The sequence below is a fragment of the Marivita sp. genome, from assembly GCF_020055635.1.
Taxonomy (GTDB): Bacteria; Pseudomonadota; Alphaproteobacteria; order Rhodobacterales; family Rhodobacteraceae; genus Marivita.
Genome location: NZ_JAIPUT010000069.1, coordinates 1 through 17,182, shown reverse-complemented (window position 1 = coordinate 17,182; position 17,182 = coordinate 1). Strand labels below are relative to the sequence as shown.

The following is a 17,182-nucleotide window of genomic DNA, read 5'->3' as shown; positions in this document are numbered from 1 at the left end:
CGGATCGGTCGGTTCCGTTGGATCGGTCGGGTCCGTTGGATCGGTCGGATCCGTTGGATCGGTTGGGTCAGTCGGATCGGTTGGGTCAGTCGGATCGGTTGGGTCAGTCGGATCGGTCGGTCCGTCTTCGACAAAAGGCGAATCCGATGCGAATTTCCAAGGCTCCCGCTCTTTGTAGACGTCGAAGAAGTCTATGTGGTATCCTTGGCTTCGACCCGCGATTTCGATCGTATGGAAACCGGGTTCAAGATCGAATGTTGCAAGGAAATTCTTCTCGGCAGGATTCGCGGAATCGACTCCGGTATAGCCGCCCCAGATTTCCGTGCCGCCGCCGAAGACCTTCACGAAACCCTGCTGCGATACGGCATTGACGTCACTGACGAGGAAAGCTTCGGAATCCCCGTTGACCCGCAACCAGGCATCGTTGCGCGCGTCTTCCGGTTCATCGGAGTCGCGCGATCCCATGATGCGGACCGTCCATTCGCCACCTTCCCCTTCGGGCACCAGGATGGTGTAGCTCAACACGCTGTCCAGCTGCGGCGGATTGAGCTGGACGATGCCGTCCTCCTCGCCCCAGAAATAGTGACCTGTCCCCTGCGTGCCTAGCTGGAAGCCGTCGTCGCCGTCACCCTCGACATATGTCCAGCTTCCGGGCGGGTTGGTGCCGCCGTTCTCTGCGCGCGGATCTTCGATCTGGACCTTGAAACGAGACAGCCCGTTCGCCCTGATCATCTCGAAATAACTAGGCATTCAAAATCTCCCGAGCAGCCCCGTCTTCACTCCCGAAAGGGCGTTGGTAATTCATAATCATAATCTTTCCCCTGGATACTATCGAACAGCATGACTCGTGAAATTCCAAAGCCACGACGAAAAGGACCAAAGCCTGAAATGCGCTTATGGTCAAAGAAAGGCTTTCCGTGCCCGGAAAATTAGGCAGAATCTCGCTGGATGTAACGCATTATTTCGGCCTCCTAGCGAAATCTGCCCAGTCTTTGCACAACACGCGCCAAGAACCGGTTGTTGCGAGCCCGTGTCAGGAGGCGCCTGCTGCAAAGGTTTCGGCTTGATCACCAGGCGTCAGGACCGCATCGCGCGCCGTGTCACGAACCCGCTCGGGACATCCGGTAGAGCGCTCCGTTGCCGACGCTCAGGAACCAGAGGTCGCCGTTCGGCGCCTGGCGGATATCCCGGACGCGCAGGGTGCTGTCGCCCTTGATCTGCTCGACCTCGCGCAGCGGCGACCCGTCCAGCCGCGCGATATAGTCGAACTTGAGTGAGCCGACGAACATGTCGCCGGCCCAGTCCGAGACCGGGCCAGTGTTGTAGAACGCCATGCCCGAGGGCGCGATCGAGGGATCCCAGTAGGCGGCGGGTTGCAGCATGCCCGGTTTCTCGGTGCCTTCGCCGATGGAGCGGCCCGAATAGTGCCGTCCGTAGGAAATGACCGGCCAGCCGAAATTCGCGCCTTTCTCGATCCGGTTGACCTCATCTCCGCCCCGCGCGCCATGTTCATTGACCCAGAGCTGGCCATTGGCATCAAACGCAACCCCTTGCGGGTTGCGATGGCCATAGGACCAGATCTCGGGCTGCGCGCCTTGCGTCTGCGCGAACGGGTTGTCCGACGGCACCTGCCCGGTCCGCGTGATCCGAAGCACCGACCCGTTGTGCAATCCCAAGTCCTGCGCCGCCGGCCTGTCTCCCCGGTCACCCACGGACAGGAAAAGCGTGCCATCCGGTGCCTCGACAATGCGCGACCCGAAATGCCGCCCGCCGCTCGAGCCGGGGGCGATCTCGAAGATCGTGACATGGCGTTCCAGCGCGGTGCCCTCGGCGTTCAGCCTGGCCTTTGTCACCGCCGTCCCGCTGCCGCTTCCCTGGCGTTTGGAATGCGTGAAGATCAGCTCCCGGCTTTGCGCAAAGTCGCGTGGCACAAGCACATCGAGCAACCCGCCCTGCCCGTCCGGATAAACCTCGGGCGGGTTGCGCAGGGGCACGGCAGCCTCGCCCGGCGTGATCAGAAGCACCGAGCCTTCGCGCTCGGTGAGAACGATCTTGCCATCGGGCAGAAAGCCGAACGCCCAAGGCGTGTCGAGCCCGGTCACCACCGCCGAGACCTGCATCGTGCCGGCACTTGTCCGCAGGGTTTCTGATGTCACCTGCGCCATTGCCGACGTCACCGGAGCGGCGACCAGAAGCAAGGCCAGATACGGGGCCAGAGATGCCGGCAGGGTCAGGCGGCGCAGGATGGTCATGTCTCAGATCTCCGAATGCAGCAGTTCGTGCTTCATCCATATGGGCGACCTTGCCGCAACGGCAAGCGCGAGACGGAATGCGTGCGCCCGACCGGATCGGGGCAAAACCTGAAGAAATTCACGTGTCATCGGCTGCAAGACATTGATTTTCGGGCGATCCCGCAGCGTGCGGCGCCTGCGCGAGAGGTCTTTTCTTTTTCCTGGCAGATGAATATCGTCACCCGCGAACATCACGATGTTCCAACATGGGAGTGAACACATGAAAAAGTTACTGACAGCCACAGCGGCGGGAGCCTTGCTGGCCGGAGCCGCCTTCGCGGACAGCCATTCCAACGAGATCAAGATGGGGATCATCCTGGGTTTCACCGGCCCGATCGAATCCCTGACCCCGAACATGGCCGCCGGCGCCGAGATGGCGATCAACGAGGTTTCCGAAAGCGGCGCGCTGCTGGATGGCGCAACCGTGACATCGGTGCGCGCGGATTCGACATGCGTCGACAGCGCCGCAGCCACTGCCGCCGCCGAGCGCCTGATCACCAGCGACGGGATCAAGGCGATGATGGGCCCCGACTGTTCCGGTGTGACCGGCGCGGTCCTGGCCAACGTGGCGGTGCCGAATGGCATGGTCATGATCTCGCCCTCGGCCACATCGCCTGCCCTGACCGACGCCGAGGACAATGGGCTGTTCTTCCGCACCGCGCCGTCGGATGCGCGCCAAGGCGAGGTGCTGGCCAACATCATGTTGGAAAAAGGCATCAGCGAAGCCGCCGTCACCTACACCAACAACGACTACGGCAAGGGCTTTGCCGACGCCTTCCAATCGTCCTACGAGGCCGGTGGCGGCACCGTGACCCTGTCGACGCCGCATGAAGACGGCAAGGCGGATTATTCGGCCGAAGTCGGTTCGCTGGCCTCGGCCGGTGGCGACGCGCTGGTCGTGCTGGGATATGTCGACCAGGGTGGCGCGGGTGTCATCCAGGGCGCGATCGACAGCGGGGCCTTCGACATGTTCGCGCTGGGCGACGGCATGATCGGCGACTCGCTGACCGCAGCCTTCGGCAGCGACATCGACGGCACCATCGGCACCGCGCCGGGAAGCGACAACGAAGGCGGTGCGAAGTTTGCCGAGATGGCAAGCGCGGCGGGCATCGACGGCACCAGCGTCTATGCGGGCGAAAGCTATGACGCGGCGGCGTTGATGCTGCTGGCGATGGCGGCAGCCGGGTCAAGCGATCCTGCCGATTATGTCGGCAAGATCGAAATGGTCGCCAACGCTCCCGGCGAGACGATCCTGCCGGGCGAGTTGGCCAAGGCAATCCAGATCCTCTCCGATGGCGGCGACGTGGATTACGCGGGCGCAACCGGTGTCGAACTGGTCGGGTCGGGCGAAGCGGCTGGCAGCTATGCCGAATTCGTCGTCGAGGACGGCGCGTTGAAAGTGGTCGGCTACCGCTGATCCCGCCGGTTCAGGCAAACACAAGCGGCGCAGGACTTCCTGCGCCGTTTCAAGTTACCGAGGGGCGTTTCGACGCTGTGGATGACATATGATCGAAGTCAGGAACCTGCACCGGCATTTCGGCGGCTTTCACGCCGTCGATGGCGCGTCGCTTGAAATCGCAAGCGGGTCGATCACCGGGCTGGTCGGGCCGAACGGCGCAGGAAAGACGACACTTTTCAATGTCGTGGCGGGCGTTCTTCCACCAACCTCGGGTCAGGTCTTCATGGCGGGCGAAGACATCACCGGCCTGCCGCCGCACACCCTGTTTCACAAGGGGCTGCTGCGCACCTTCCAGATTGCGCACGAGTTCAGTTCGATGTCCTGCCGCGAGAACCTGATGATGGTTCCGGGAGGCCAGACCGGCGAGACCCTGTGGAACACGTGGTTCGGGCGCAAGCGCATCGCGGACGAAGAACGCGCGCTGCGCGCCAAGGCGGACGAGGTGCTGGAATTCCTGACCATCGAACACCTGGCCGACCACAAGGCGGGCCAGGTTTCGGGCGGACAGAAAAAACTGCTGGAACTGGGCCGCACCATGATGGTCGACGCGCGGATCGTGTTTCTGGACGAGGTCGGCGCAGGTGTGAACCGCACGCTTCTGAACACTATTGGTGACGCGATCATCCGGCTCAACACCGAACGCGGCTACACCTTCTGCATGATCGAGCACGACATGGATTTCATCGGCCGCCTGTGTGATCCGGTGATCGTGATGGCCGAAGGCAAGGTGCTGGCGAAAGGCACCATCGACGAGATCAAGGCCGACGAGCGCGTGATCGAGGCTTACCTGGGAACAGGGCTCAAGAACAAGGAAGCGGTCGGATGAGCGGCAACCCGTATCAGGACGACCGCGGCAACAAGGACGCGTCGATCACCAACCCGCACGGACAGGGTACGCTGACGGCCTCCGGCACGCAGCCGAACCCGATGCCCGGCAAGGACGGACCGTTCCTGATCGGCGAAAACATGACCGGCGGCTACGGCAAGACCGGACCGGACATCCTGCACGATTGCACCATCGCCGTCGAACGCGGCGAGATCGCGGTGATCGTCGGTCCCAACGGCGCGGGCAAATCGACGGCGATGAAGGCGGTGTTCGGCATGCTCGACCTGCGCGAGGGGCGCGTGCTGCTCGACGGACAGGACATCACGCAACTGACGCCACAGGCGCGGGTGCGCCATGGCATGGGCTTCGTGCCGCAGACCTCGAACATCTTCACGTCGATGACGGTGGAAGAGAACCTCGAGATGGGGGCCTTCATCCGCACCGACGATTTCCGCACCACTATGGCGCAGGTCTACGAGCTGTTCCCCATCCTGCGCGAAAAGCGCAACCAGCCGGCGGGCGAATTGTCCGGTGGGCAACGCCAGCAGGTGGCCGTGGGTCGCGCGCTGATGACCCAGCCCAAGGTGTTGATGCTGGACGAGCCGACAGCGGGCGTGTCGCCCATCGTGATGGACGAGCTGTTCGACCGCATCATCGAGGTGGCGCGGACCGGAATCTCGATCCTGATGGTGGAGCAGAATGCGCGGCAGGCGCTGGAGATCGCGGACAAGGGATATGTGCTTGTGCAGGGCGCCAATGGCTATTCCGGTACCGGCAAGGACCTTTTGGCGAACCCGGATGTGCGCCGGTCGTTCCTGGGCGGATGACGGGAGCGCGGGGGGAGATGTGGCAATTGCATATTTTTGAAGAGAAGAAGCAGGGGACGCGCCCCGTGACCACCGGAGGTGCACAGTGATCGATCTGTTGAACGGCATCGTGGCGCTGGCCAATTTCGTGCTGATCCCGGCGATTGCCTATGGCAGCCAGCTGGCGCTGGGCGCGTTGGGCGTGACGCTGATCTACGGAATCCTGCGGTTTTCCAACTTCGCCCATGGCGACACGATGGCGGTGGGCACCATGTTCGCCGTGCTTGTGACCTGGGGGTTGCAGGGCATGGGCGTCAGCCTTGGCCCCTTCCCCACCGCTTTGCTGGCCATTCCTTTCGGCATCCTGGGGGCGGCGGCAATTGTGCTCCTGACCGACAAATATGTCTACAAGTTCTACCGCGCGCAGAAGGCCAAGCCGGTGATCCTTGTCATCGTGTCGATGGGAGTGATGTTCATCTACAACGGGTTCACCCGCATCATCATCGGACCCGACGATCACCGCTTTGCCGATGGCGAGCGGTTCGTGATCTCGGCGCGCACCTTCCGCGACATGACGGGGCTCGAGGAAGGCCTGGCGCTGCGCACAACGCAGGTCATCACCGTGGTGACGGCGGTGGTCGTGGTGGCGGCGCTGTTCTGGTTCCTGAACAAGACGCGCACCGGCAAATCCATGCGGGCGTTTTCCGACAACGAGGATCTGGCGCTTCTGTCGGGCATCAACCCGGAGCGCGTGGTTCTGGTGACCTGGCTGATCGTGGCGTCATTGGCGACTGTGGCCGGGGTTCTTTACGGGCTGGACAAGTCGTTCAAGGCCTTCACCTATTTCCAGCTTCTGCTGCCGATCTTTGCCGCCGCCATCGTCGGGGGCCTGGGCAACCCGCTGGGCGCCATCGCGGGCGGGTTCGTGATTGCGTTTTCGGAGGTCGGCATCACCTATGCCTGGAAGAAGGTGCTGGTCTACCTGATGCCGCCGGCGCTGGAGCCTGACGGGTTGGTGCAAATCCTGAGCACCGAATACAAGTTCGCGGTCAGCTTCGTGATCCTCGTGATCGTTCTGCTGTTTCGGCCGACGGGCCTTTTCCGGGGGAAATCGCTATGAGGACGGTTCTGCTTTTTGCCGTTGTGGCCTGCCTGATCCTGGGCACCGGGGTTCTGCAAAGCTGGAACGCGGCGCTGCTCATTCTCAACATGGGCCTGATCAGCGCGATCATGGCGCTGGGTGTCAACCTGCAATGGGGTCTCGCGGGGCTGTTCAATGTCGGGGTCATGGGCTTTGTCGCGCTGGGTGGTCTGGCCGTGGTGCTGATCTCGATGCCGCCGGTGGGCGCGGCCTGGCAGGCCGGGGGTGGCGGCATCCTGCTGGGGCTGACGCTGGGAGCGGCGACCATCGTGGCGGCGGTCCTGGTGTGGTCGCGGACCTCCGGCAAGCTGCGGGGCTGGGCAACGGCTGCGGTGCTGCTGGTCGGGATGGTCATCTACCGCATGGTGCTTGATCCGGCGGTGGATGCAGTGGAATCCGTGGACGCGGCGCGGACGGGATATCTTGGCGGTCTGGGCTTGCCGGTGCTGCTGGCCTGGCCGGTGGGCGGAGTGCTGGCCGCCGGAGCGGCTTACGTGATCGGCAAGACGGCGCTTGGCCTGCGCTCGGATTACCTGGCCATCGCGACGCTCGGCATTGCCGAGATCATCATCGCGGTTCTCAAGAACGAGGACTGGATGGCACGTGGCGTGAAGAACGTGATCGGCCTGCCCCGGCCCGTGCCCTACGAGGTCGATCTGCAGAACGATCCGGCTTTCGTCGAACGCGCGGCGGGGTTCGGCATGGACGCGACCACGGCCTCGACGATCTACGTCAAGCTGGAATACGGGGTGCTCTTCGCCGCGGTGCTGGTCGTGCTGCTGGTGCTGGCGCAGCTGGCGCTCAACAGCCCCTGGGGCCGGATGATGCGCGCCATTCGCGACAACGAGACCGCGGCCCGCGCCATGGGCAAGGACGTCACGGCACGGCACTTGCAGGTGTTCATCCTCGGTTCGGCCATCTGCGGCGTCGCGGGCGCGATGATGACCACGCTGGACGGGCAGCTCACGCCGGGCAGTTACCAGCCGCTGCGCTATACGTTCCTTGTCTGGGTGATGGTGATCGTCGGAGGGTCGGGCAACAATCTGGGCGCGGTGCTGGGCGGGTTCCTGATCTGGTTCCTCTGGGTGCAGGTCGAACCGATGGGACAATTGCTGATGTCGGGTCTCACGGCGGGGATGCCGGACGGGTCCTGGCTCAAGGATCACCTGATGGACAGTGTGCAGCACATGCGTCTGCTGACCATGGGTCTGATCCTGTTGCTGGTGCTGAGGCTCAATCCGCGCGGGCTTCTGCCCGAGCGGTAACGCCTGTCCCGACTATGAGACCTTTCGGCTAGAGACGTGCCGCGAACTTCGTCCTACTCTGCTAGGATTGGCAGATGGCCGTCGCGTCTGCCGAAAGGACGACAGAAGTGAGCTGTTCAATGCGAGACATTCCCACAACCGCGCTGACCGCCTTGGTGGTCGATGACCATCCCCTGTTCTGCGATGCCCTGGCGCTGACCTTGCGGTCGATCGCGGACTTCGTCGACATCCAGACCGCCGGCACGCTGGAGGCGTCTCTCGACAAGGTCCGGTCAGAAGACGACTTCGACCTGGTCCTGCTCGATCTCAACCTGCCGGATGTGAACGGGCTCGATGGTTTGGTTCGGCTGCGGACCGCCGCGCCGAAATCGACCATACTGATCGTATCGTCGATGGCCGATGACCGGATGATCACCCATGCTCTCAAGGCCGGAGCGGACGGGTTCGTGCCCAAGCATTCGCAGCGCGCGGTGTTCCGCAAGGCGTTCGACGCGGTGCGGGCGGGGCACTCCTTCGTGCCGGACGGCTATATCGACCCCAAGGGACAGGACGGCGGACGCGATGCCCCGGAAGAAGCGCTGACCCGGCTCGCGTCGCTCACCAACCAGCAGGCGCGGATCCTGAACCTGATCTGCGAAGGCAAGCTGAACAAGCAGATCGCCTTTGACCTGTCCATCGCCGAGACCACGGTGAAGGCCCATGTGACCGCGATCATGCGCAAACTCGGGGTTCACAGCCGCACGCAGGCCGTGCTGATTGCGCAAGAGGCGCGGTTCAACCGAGTCTTGCCAAGCGACATGTGATCCCCCTATCATCCCATGCAGCCAACACATGGGATCCAGATCGTGGAAGGAAGCAGGGTTTTTCCTGATACCGAAGGCTCTGAACCCGCCACGGAGGTCGTCGCAATCGCGCAAGTGAACGGCGACGATGCAGATTCTGCCGACCAGATCGCCAGGCAACTCGGACCGGGACCTTTCGAGCTTGTCTGCCTGTTCGTGTCCCCCGAGGCGGATTTCGGCGGCTTGATCTCCGAGACCGCGCACCGCTTCGGGGGCGCGGATGTGCTGGCCTGCACCACGGCGGGCGAGATCGGCCAGTCCGGCTACGAGGAGGACCAGATCATCGCGGTTGCCTTTCGGTCCGCGCACTTCAACATCCTGACATATGCCATTGAGGACCTTGACGATATCGAAGAGCAGACTGTCGCCGGAGGGTTGATCGAGGCGCGGCTTGCCCTGACGCAGACATCGCCGGACTGGACCTCGGAATTCGCCTTTCTGATGGTCGACGGGCTGAGCCTTCGCGAAGAGCAGTTGACAGCCTTCCTGTCCGCCGGGCTGGGCCCGACGCCGCTCTTCGGCGGGTCGTCAGGCGACGGGACGCGGTTCGGGCAGACATGGCTTGCGCGCAACGGGGTCATCATGAAGAACGCCGCGATCGTCGCCGTGATCCGCTGCGACCGGCCGGTCCGGGTGTTCAGCCTCGATCACCTGGTGCCCACCGAACAGCGCATGGTCGTGACCTCCGCGTTGCCCGAGCGCCGCATCGTGCACGAGATCAACGCCGAACCGGCCGCGCTGGAATACGCGCGGCTGCTGGGGCTGGACCCCAACCAGCTGGACCAGTTCACCTTTGCCGAGCATCCGGTTGTCGTCCGCCTGGGCGACGCGCACCATGTTCGTGCGATCCAGCAGGTCAAGGAAAACCATGACCTCGTGTTCTTTTCGGCGATCAACGAAGGCATGGTCCTGACGCTGGCCAGCCATGACGACATGGTCGATCATCTCGACCGCGGATTGCGCGATCTGGCCAAGCACGACAAACCGGACGTCATCCTGGGCTGCGACTGCATCCTGCGCCGGATCGAGGCGGGGCGGTTGCAGAAAACCCGCGCCGTCTCGGACGTGCTGAGCGCCCATAACGTCGTGGGCTTTTCGACCTATGGCGAGCAGATCGGCGGAATGCATGTCAACCAGACCCTGACCGGCGTCGCCATCTACCCTGCCCTGAGCCGGGAGCCGACCGATGTCGCTGATTAATCCGAGCGACAGCCTGGAGCGGCAGAACGAAAAGCTGCTCAAGATCACCGACAGCCTGATGCGCCGGGTCGAGTACGGAACGTCGCAATCGGGCGCTGCCTATGCTCAGTTCGAACGCGCGGCGCTGTTGGAAAAGCGGGTGCGGGAACGCACGCTGGAACTGGAAAGCACGCTGGACCTGCTGCATGACGCCAATGCGCAACTGGCCAGCGCAAATGCGGAAACCGAAGCGGCGCGCCGCAACCTCGCCGACGCCATCGAGACCATCTCGGAAGGCTTCGCGCTGTTCGATCCCGATGACTTCCTGGTCATGTGCAACTCGCGCTTCTGCCGCGATTTTCGCGACACGGCCGATGATCTGCAACCGGGGCTGCCCTTCGACGACTATGTCGACCGGGTCAGCCGGTCTGCCTATCTTCATTTACCCGACATGGAGGATCGCCGGACCTGGGCCAAGCTGCGTCGCAGGCGGCACGAGGACCGGCGGGTGATGTTCAACGTTCAGCTCAAGCATGATCGGTGGTTGCAGGTCTCCGAACACCGCACCGCGAACGGTGGCACGGTCATTCTTCAGACCGACATCACCGACATCATGCGCGTCGAACGCCAAGAGCAGGCCAAGCTGCGGGACAAGCAGACCCGCATGATCCGCGCGACGCTGGACCATCTGAACCAGGGGGTCTGCATTTTCGACGAGAACGCGCAGTTGGTCGGCTGGAACAGCAAGCTGGGCAGCCTTCTGTCGATCCCCGCCCGCCGGCTGCGGATCGGCGCGTCCTTCATCGGATTGCTTGACGATCTGGACGACGCGTTCCAGTTCACGCGTGGCATCGACCGGGCCGCGTTCCGACGCTGGGCGCTCGCTGACGGGTTGCGCCAGCCGGTGTCCTTCGAGGTGCAGCGCGGAGACAGCCTCATCCTGCACATCTTCGGCCGCGCGATGCCGGATCGGGGCTTCGTGATCTCTTGCACCGATGTCACGGCGGAACGCGAAGCCGCCAAGAGGCTGTACGAACTCAACGAGATCCTCGAACAGCGGGTGATGGAACGCACGCTCGAACTTGAAGACGCGCTGAGCGCGGCCGAGCGGGCCAACGCCTCCAAATCGCGCTTCGTCGCCGCCGCGAGCCACGACCTCTTGCAGCCTCTCTCCGCGGCCAAGCTGTTCATCGCGGCTTTGTCCGACCAGATCGACACGCCGAACGAGCAGGCGGTGCTTTCGAAGGCGGAAACTGCCCTGGGGGCTGCAGAGCAGATCATCGACGCACTGCTCAACATCTCGAAGCTGGAATCCGACGGGCTGAGTTTCGACATCCGCCCCGTGGCCCTGCGCGAGATCTTTGACCCTCTGCGCGACGAGATGGAGATGATGGCCGCGCAAAAGGGACTGAGCCTGCGCATCGTGGACAGCTCGCATGTGGTGGAATCCGACCCTAGCTACCTGCGCCGGATCGTCCAGAACCTGCTGACGAACGCGATCCGCTACACCCATTCAGGGCGTGTCGTGGTGGGCGCGCGCCGCAATGGCGACTCGGCCCGGATCGAAGTCTGGGACACCGGACCGGGCATTGCCGAAGCGGATCAGAATTCGATCTTCGAGGAATTCCGCCGCCTGGATGCCAAGGCCAGCGACAATGACGGGCTGGGACTTGGGCTGGCCATCGTGGAACGGGCTTGCGCGCGGCTGGGGCATCCGTTGGGGCTTTGGTCCGAACCCGGCCGGGGGTCGTGCTTCATGCTGAATGTGCCCATCGCCCGGCAGTCTGCGCTGCACCGCCCGGTCAAGGTGCCCGGCACCACGTCGCGGGGCTTGCAGCAATCCGGCCTGATCGTATTGCTGGTGGAAAACGATCCGCAGCTGCGGCGGGCCATGTCGCTCCTGATCGAAAGCTGGGGAGTGAGTGCCATCGAATGCGAAGACGCCGAAAGCGCGCTTGACCTGATGGAGGATTTGCAGATCGCGCCGGATGCGCTCTTGCTGGATTACCAGCTGGGCGATGGCGCGAACGGGATCGAGCTGTATCAAGAGCTGGTGCGGCGCCTCGGCCCCCTGCCCGGCGCCATCGTTTCGGCGGACCGATCGCCGCAATTGCGTCAGGACACCAAGCGTCTTGAAATCGACCTGCTGCTGAAACCGCTGGACCGGGGCAAATTGATGGAATTCCTTCAGGCCGCCGCCCGACGCGCCGCCGGATAGTCAGCTATTCGGCCACCTTTTCGGCGGTGGGCTTGGGGGCGACCAGGTAATCGCGGACCCGCTCGGTGATGGCATCCGGCCAGCGCCTTGTGCGCAGGGCCACGGCTTCGGAAAGAACCAGCGTCCCGGTCACCGTCACCCGCGTTTCGGCACCGGTGGTCCCCGTCAGTTCCAGCCACATGCTGCTGCGGCGCACCTCTCGGACCACAAGCCGCCATGTCAGGCGATCGCCCAACCGGCTGGGGGCCGGAAAATCCGCAGAGATGTTCACGAATGGCAGGGACAACCCGTCGCTGCCCTGGATCTGGCTCATCGGCCAGTCCAGCGCCTCATCCAGCCAGTTTTCGATGACCGTATGCACCATTTCGAAATATCGGGGCAGGAAGACGATCCCCGATGGTTCACAGTCCCGTAGCATCACGTCGTGAACGTAAGTGTATGCCGACATCCCGAAGGCCCTGTTTCAGTCTATCATTGTATACGGTCGTAGCCGAACGTTCCCTGTATCCTACATTCGCGATGATTTTTTCAACATATTTCGTGACGGATGCCCGAATTTGGGCAGGGCAACCATTGTCCGGCCCTGACAGGACCGGCAAGGCAGGGCTCGCGCAGTCTAACGCGCGATCACGATATCGGCCCGCAATCCGCCCAGAGCCTCGCTCTGGCCCAGCCGCAACACGCCGCCATGCGCACGGGCGATGTCGGCGGCGATCGCCAGCCCGAGGCCGACGCCGGATCCCTTGTCCTGGTTGCGCGCCGGATCGAGCCTGACGAAAGGCCGCAGCGCCGCGTCGCGGTGTTCGGCGGCGATACCGGGGCCGTCATCCTCGATCCGGATCCGCAGGGATTTTTCCGTCAGCGCCACCGAGACCTCGCATCGCGTACCATAGCGTTCGGCATTGCCGATCAGGTTTTCCAGCGACCGCCGCATCGCCGACTGGCGCAGCGTGACCTGCCCTGCCCCATCCGCTCTGACCAACGTCACCGGCGTGCCGCTGCGGTGGCAATCATCGACCACGCCCTGCACGAAATCCGGAATCGCGGTCGGTTCGGGCTGGGTGTTGTCGGCATTGCCACGGGCAAAATCCAGGAAGGCGTCGATCAGTTTCTGCATGTCGTCGATATCGCGCTCCAATGGCTCGCGATCTTCGTCCTCGAGCATCGACACACCCAGCCGCAACCGGGTCAGTGGCGTGCGAAGGTCATGACTGATTCCCGACAACATCATGGTGCGCTGTTCGATCTGCCGCTCGATCCGCGCCCGCATGTCGAGAAAGGCATGCCCCGCCGAGCGAACCTCGACCGCGCCGGAGGGCGAATACGGCAGGTGCCGGCCCCGGCCAAAGGCCTCGGCGGCCTCGGCCAGCCGGGTGATCGGGCGCAGCTGGTTGCGCAGGTAGAGAAAGGCGATCAGGGTCATCAGCGCGCCGAACACCACCATGTTCACCAACAGCTGATGCGGATTCGACGCCGACACGCGCTCTCGGGCGAACTCTATCTTGCGAAGCGGCTGGTCGCCCCGCTGGACCCAGACAAAGACCGTCCAGTCATCGACAAGATGCACACGTTCCAGGCCGATAACCTGGTCGTGCAGCGTCCGGATCACTACGATGCCGGAAAAATCGTACCAGCGTCGCAGGTCGCCAACCGGCATGTCGGCAGCGGATGTCGGCAGGAAGTCGATGTTGAGCGCCTCGGCCATCGCCTGGCTGTCCGCCCATTCCGGCGCCAGCGCGGTGTTGACCTGCCGCGCCATCTCGCGGCTCATCTGCCGTGTCACACCTTCGAAATGCCGCTGGATGAACACCACCGACACCACCAGTTGCAGTGTCACCACCGGCAGGATCAGGATCAGCGCGGCACGGCCGTAGATGCCGCGGGGCATGTAGTTCTTGAGCCAGTCAAAGGTCATGCCGCCACGCTACTCCAGCCTCCGTCAAAACGGAATGACCGCAAGCGACAGGGATTGCATTTCCCCGACGACCCTGATGCTCTTGCTCGTATGGACTCCGACCCGCAACCCGATTTCCGCCCGCTGCCCGGCCGACCCGACAGGCTGGCCGACGGCCTGCGTCGGATCCTCGCGCCGAACCCGTCCCCGATGACATTCCGGGGAACCAACACCTATCTGGTCGGTGAGGCCGAGATCGCGGTGATCGACCCTGGCCCGGCGCATCCCGCTCATCTGAACGCCATTCTCGAGGCCGTCGGCACCGCGCGGGTTTCGGCGATCCTCGTCACACATGCGCATGTCGACCATTCGCCGCTCGCGGCCCCGCTGAGCGATCGCACCGGCGCACCGGTCTACGCCTTTTCGGACGCGCGCGGCGGTCGCAGCCCGGTGATGCAACGCCTCGCCGCGCAAGGCTTGATGGCCGGCGGAGAAGGCGTGGACACTGGATTTGTACCCGACCTGACCCTTGCGGATGGCGACACGGTCACGGGCGACGGCTGGGACCTGACCGCGCTGCACACGCCCGGACATTTCGGCAATCACCTGAGCTTTGCCTGGGGCGACACGCTCTTCTGCGGCGATCTGGTCATGGGCTGGGCCAGTTCTCTCGTCTCGCCGCCCGATGGCGATCTGACGGATTTCATGGCCTCCTGTCGCAGGCTCCGGAACGGCGACTGGCGCGTTCTGCATTCCGGTCATGGCGCGCCGATCCCCGACCCTGCTGCCCGTATCGACTGGCTGATCGGACACCGTCTGTCCCGTGAAGCCGCCGTGCTCGACGCGCTGAAGGCGGGCCCCGCCACGAGCGGAACCCTGGCCCGGCAGATTTACACCGACACCCCGCCAGCCCTGCTGCCCGCCGCGACCCGCAACGTGCTTGCCCATCTCATTGATCTGAATGGAAGAAACCTGGTCGCCCCGACAGGAAACCTGACGTCCGACGTCGCCTTCGAACGCATCTGAGTTCAAAGACGATTTTTTTCATCAAACCCTCTGGACGTGCCTGATCACTGTTGCTAAACCCCGCCTCGTGTTCCGGCGTAGCTCAGCGGTAGAGCAGTTGACTGTTAATCAATTGGTCGTAGGTTCGATCCCTACCGCCGGAGCCAAATAAAACTGTAAGTCTATGATAATATAGGATTTATGGTTTCTACAATTTGGTAACCCATCCAAAAGACTGCCCAAAAAATTTTTCTGAAATTCACAGAAAGAGTTTGGGGTTTGGGCCTCTCTTTCCGCATTTTTTGCCGTCTTCGTCGCGCCCGGCCATAGTCGCTCTCTCCTCGTGCAAACTTGGTGTCGCATAATTCGTTGCGCGCCATGACTGCGCCGAGACCGCTCGTTACTTCGTCGCTATGGCCGTTTCCTTTTCAGGCGTTCCAGAGGGCTACACCTTCCTCTGGAGCCTTGGGCTGGTTGCGGCATATTCTTGGATGTTTTAGATTGGAAATTTACCGTTCCTCGAGTTTCGCGGGGAAGTGCCGTAACGTGCTCCGCTTCCTTCGGTGAGATGCGCGAACGGTGTTTCATTGTGAAATTCTCGATCGGATGGTAACTTCCGATCAAACGCTTAAGCGGCCGAGAAACAAATCAAAAGAAGGTCTTAGATGAACTAGGCTTCCCACAATTCTCTGGTGGCATTTATCTGGCGAATTGCCGACGACTGCCTGCGTGACGTCTATGTTCGAGGCAAGTATCGGGATGTCATTGATCGCGCAGGGCGCAGATCGCCTCCTGGTCGGCGCGATGCTTCAGCACGAGGCGGAGATTTCGCAAAAGATTACGAGATCGTCGCCCGAAAGATCCGGCGCCTCAGAGCGGTGGAAGCTCTTGCGCGCATTTCGGATGACGTGCTCGCATCCTGAAAACGTGCACCCGACACGAACACACGGATGCAACAGACATTCAGGATCGATGTTAGGTGCATGATCGCAAAAAGGTCCGGTGGTGACGTGCTCAGGCGTGGCTTTTTCGTGAAGCCACGCCTTGATCCATCCCCAGCCAAAAAAGAATAAACCGTTCCAGTCACCCTCTGACAGGCCGATGGCACTCCAGCAACCCAATCTTGACCCGCGCCCGCCGCGGACCCTCAAGCTGGAGACCACCGATGAAAAATGCACATAAAGCTGCACCGCCGAACTTCGATGCAGCCGAATTTACTGCCCTCCCCGTTCTCATCTTCATGGGGAAACACCATTCGCACCTCTGGCACACCGCGCGATTTCTCAGTGGTTATGACGCGGCCCGCCTGGTGGATCGATGCGCCGAAATTCTCGAACGTGAACGCGCCCTCACGGATCGAACGCAGGAGATGCTCGAACAGATCGCGACTGTGCTTGCGCTGGAGCATGATGGAAATCCGGACCGACCGCTGATGGGATATTTTGTGGCGATCGATCCGTGTGATCCGGTTGTGGAAGAAATTCGATGCCTCAGCGAGGGGCTGTCAACTGCGTTGTCTCAATCAGAGGATAGGCGCGTTTGGACCGAAGCGCGGTTAAAATCTCATCGAAAAGCCTGAGCAGAGGCTGTGGGTCGCCGGAATACGGCGATCCCTTGACACGAACGGCACCCCTGCCCTCGGTGCCCACAGGTCCCGGATCATTCACCACACCACCCAATAGCAGCGAGTTTGACCGGAGAACGTGCAGTCAGCGATTAGGCTCCCGCGTCGCTCTTTCGTTGAAGCGACACGGGAACATCTCAGCTGACAGAAAAACAAGAAAAAATGGGCTGGCCACTTCAGCAGAATTCTTGACCCGCAACAATTGCGGAAACACGCTGGAGAAATCAATGTCCCAAAAAACGAAAGTCGCCTCAGATATCAATTCTGCAAAGCAGGCAATCACTGACGCCCCAATCCTGTCTCTAATCCGGAATCGTCACGCCGAGCTGTGGCATGCCAATCGAATGCTTGGAGGCTACGAGGCGTGTCGTCTCGTCGACAATTGCGCGGCACGCCTCGAAGATCTTCAGTACGTCGATGATCGGGCATGGATCATGTTGAACCAGATTCATGCGATCCTTGGCCTCGAAGAGACCGACGATCCAGGTAAACCCTACATGGGATTTTTTGCAGCGATCGACCCGAACGATCCCATTGTTGAGGAGATTTGTATTCTGACCGACGAGTTGCGGACAGCAATGGATCGCGTCCGAGAGCTTCGGCAAGAGGACTGTGAATCACGTCTCTCTTTC

16 protein-coding genes and 1 tRNA gene are annotated in these 17,182 nt (G+C 62.3%); 13 read left to right on the top strand and 4 right to left on the bottom strand.

Going from position 1 to position 17,182, the window contains the following annotated elements:
- On the bottom strand, positions 1–750 hold a 750-nt coding region (locus tag LCF60_RS20700; RefSeq protein ID WP_292294435.1), incomplete at its 3' end, for a hypothetical protein.
- Between the two features lie 350 nt (positions 751–1,100).
- Positions 1,101–2,165 carry a PQQ-dependent sugar dehydrogenase gene (locus LCF60_RS20695; RefSeq protein WP_292294437.1) on the bottom strand — a complete coding sequence of 355 codons (1,065 nt, stop codon included), beginning with the start codon at positions 2,163–2,165 and terminating at the stop codon, positions 1,101–1,103.
- A 102-nt stretch (positions 2,166–2,267) separates the two neighbouring features.
- On the opposite strand from LCF60_RS20695, the gene LCF60_RS20690 reads away from it, so the two are divergent.
- From LCF60_RS20690 to LCF60_RS20650, 9 genes are all read left to right on the top strand, one after another.
- On the top strand, positions 2,268–2,507 hold the full coding sequence (locus LCF60_RS20690) for a hypothetical protein (protein ID WP_292294434.1): 240 nt from the start codon (positions 2,268–2,270) through the stop codon (positions 2,505–2,507).
- A 4-nt stretch (positions 2,508–2,511) separates the two neighbouring features.
- The gene (locus tag LCF60_RS20685; protein WP_292294433.1) at positions 2,512–3,708 is read left to right on the top strand and encodes an ABC transporter substrate-binding protein; all 1,197 of its coding nucleotides are present in this window, start codon (positions 2,512–2,514) and stop codon (positions 3,706–3,708) included.
- Between the two features lie 88 nt (positions 3,709–3,796).
- Entirely contained in the window at positions 3,797–4,576 is a 780-nt protein-coding gene (locus tag LCF60_RS20680; RefSeq protein WP_292294432.1) for an ABC transporter ATP-binding protein, read from the top strand.
- The gene (locus tag LCF60_RS20675; RefSeq protein ID WP_292294431.1) at positions 4,573–5,403 is read left to right on the top strand and encodes an ABC transporter ATP-binding protein; all 831 of its coding nucleotides are present in this window, start codon (positions 4,573–4,575) and stop codon (positions 5,401–5,403) included. The genes LCF60_RS20680 and LCF60_RS20675 overlap by 4 nt, the downstream gene beginning before the upstream one ends.
- Before the next feature lie 88 nt (positions 5,404–5,491).
- Positions 5,492–6,502 carry a branched-chain amino acid ABC transporter permease gene (locus LCF60_RS20670; protein ID WP_292294436.1) on the top strand — a complete coding sequence of 337 codons (1,011 nt, stop codon included), beginning with the start codon at positions 5,492–5,494 and terminating at the stop codon, positions 6,500–6,502.
- Positions 6,499–7,788 carry a branched-chain amino acid ABC transporter permease gene (locus tag LCF60_RS20665; RefSeq protein ID WP_292294430.1) on the top strand — a complete coding sequence of 430 codons (1,290 nt, stop codon included), beginning with the start codon at positions 6,499–6,501 and terminating at the stop codon, positions 7,786–7,788. Before LCF60_RS20670 ends, LCF60_RS20665 begins: the two co-directional genes overlap by 4 nt.
- Positions 7,789–7,907: 119 nt before the next feature.
- Positions 7,908–8,591, top strand: a complete 684-nt coding sequence (locus LCF60_RS20660) for a response regulator transcription factor (RefSeq protein WP_292294429.1) — start codon at positions 7,908–7,910, stop codon at positions 8,589–8,591.
- Positions 8,592–8,606: 15 nt separating this feature from the next.
- On the top strand, positions 8,607–9,830 hold the full coding sequence (locus LCF60_RS20655; RefSeq protein WP_292294428.1) for an FIST N-terminal domain-containing protein: 1,224 nt from the start codon (positions 8,607–8,609) through the stop codon (positions 9,828–9,830).
- Complete coding sequence (locus LCF60_RS20650) at positions 9,817–12,027, top strand: PAS-domain containing protein (protein ID WP_292294427.1); 2,211 nt, start codon at positions 9,817–9,819, stop codon at positions 12,025–12,027. The genes LCF60_RS20655 and LCF60_RS20650 overlap by 14 nt, the downstream gene beginning before the upstream one ends.
- A 4-nt stretch (positions 12,028–12,031) precedes the next feature.
- Here the strand turns inward: LCF60_RS20650 and LCF60_RS20645 are convergent, their stop codons facing one another.
- Together LCF60_RS20645 and LCF60_RS20640 are read right to left on the bottom strand one after the other, a co-directional pair.
- On the bottom strand, positions 12,032–12,475 hold the full coding sequence (locus LCF60_RS20645) for a hotdog domain-containing protein (RefSeq protein WP_292294426.1): 444 nt from the start codon (positions 12,473–12,475) through the stop codon (positions 12,032–12,034).
- Positions 12,476–12,643: 168 nt separating this feature from the next.
- Entirely contained in the window at positions 12,644–13,942 is a 1,299-nt protein-coding gene (locus LCF60_RS20640; protein ID WP_292294425.1) for an ATP-binding protein, read from the bottom strand.
- A 90-nt stretch (positions 13,943–14,032) separates the two neighbouring features.
- Between LCF60_RS20640 and LCF60_RS20635 the strand changes: the two genes are divergently transcribed.
- The 4 genes from LCF60_RS20635 to LCF60_RS20620 all read left to right on the top strand — a co-directional run.
- Complete coding sequence (locus LCF60_RS20635; protein ID WP_292294424.1) at positions 14,033–14,947, top strand: MBL fold metallo-hydrolase; 915 nt, start codon at positions 14,033–14,035, stop codon at positions 14,945–14,947.
- Between the two features lie 71 nt (positions 14,948–15,018).
- A tRNA-Asn gene (locus LCF60_RS20630) sits at positions 15,019–15,093 on the top strand.
- Positions 15,094–16,091: 998 nt separating this feature from the next.
- A complete protein-coding gene (locus LCF60_RS20625; protein ID WP_292294423.1) occupies positions 16,092–16,505 on the top strand; it encodes a hypothetical protein in 414 nt (137 codons plus the stop codon).
- Between the two features lie 233 nt (positions 16,506–16,738).
- On the top strand, positions 16,739–17,182 hold a 444-nt coding region (locus LCF60_RS20620; protein ID WP_292294422.1), incomplete at its 3' end, for a hypothetical protein.

What these genes read in the sequence shown, in the direction of transcription:
- LCF60_RS20645 (WP_292294426.1), bottom strand. Translation starts at nt 12,475, where the DNA reads ATGTCGGCATACACTTACGTTCACGACGTGATGCTACGGGACTGTGAA.
- LCF60_RS20685 (WP_292294433.1), top strand. Translation starts at nt 2,512, where the DNA reads ATGAAAAAGTTACTGACAGCCACAGCGGCGGGAGCCTTGCTGGCCGGA.
- LCF60_RS20655 (WP_292294428.1), top strand. Translation starts at nt 8,607, where the DNA reads ATGCAGCCAACACATGGGATCCAGATCGTGGAAGGAAGCAGGGTTTTT.
- LCF60_RS20640 (WP_292294425.1), bottom strand. Translation starts at nt 13,942, where the DNA reads ATGACCTTTGACTGGCTCAAGAACTACATGCCCCGCGGCATCTACGGC.
- LCF60_RS20660 (WP_292294429.1), top strand. Translation starts at nt 7,908, where the DNA reads ATGCGAGACATTCCCACAACCGCGCTGACCGCCTTGGTGGTCGATGAC.
- LCF60_RS20675 (WP_292294431.1), top strand. Translation starts at nt 4,573, where the DNA reads ATGAGCGGCAACCCGTATCAGGACGACCGCGGCAACAAGGACGCGTCG.
- LCF60_RS20635 (WP_292294424.1), top strand. Translation starts at nt 14,033, where the DNA reads ATGGACTCCGACCCGCAACCCGATTTCCGCCCGCTGCCCGGCCGACCC.
- LCF60_RS20650 (WP_292294427.1), top strand. Translation starts at nt 9,817, where the DNA reads ATGTCGCTGATTAATCCGAGCGACAGCCTGGAGCGGCAGAACGAAAAG.
- LCF60_RS20680 (WP_292294432.1), top strand. Translation starts at nt 3,797, where the DNA reads ATGATCGAAGTCAGGAACCTGCACCGGCATTTCGGCGGCTTTCACGCC.
- LCF60_RS20665 (WP_292294430.1), top strand. Translation starts at nt 6,499, where the DNA reads ATGAGGACGGTTCTGCTTTTTGCCGTTGTGGCCTGCCTGATCCTGGGC.
- LCF60_RS20690 (WP_292294434.1), top strand. Translation starts at nt 2,268, where the DNA reads ATGCAGCAGTTCGTGCTTCATCCATATGGGCGACCTTGCCGCAACGGC.
- LCF60_RS20625 (WP_292294423.1), top strand. Translation starts at nt 16,092, where the DNA reads ATGAAAAATGCACATAAAGCTGCACCGCCGAACTTCGATGCAGCCGAA.
- LCF60_RS20695 (WP_292294437.1), bottom strand. Translation starts at nt 2,165, where the DNA reads ATGGCGCAGGTGACATCAGAAACCCTGCGGACAAGTGCCGGCACGATG.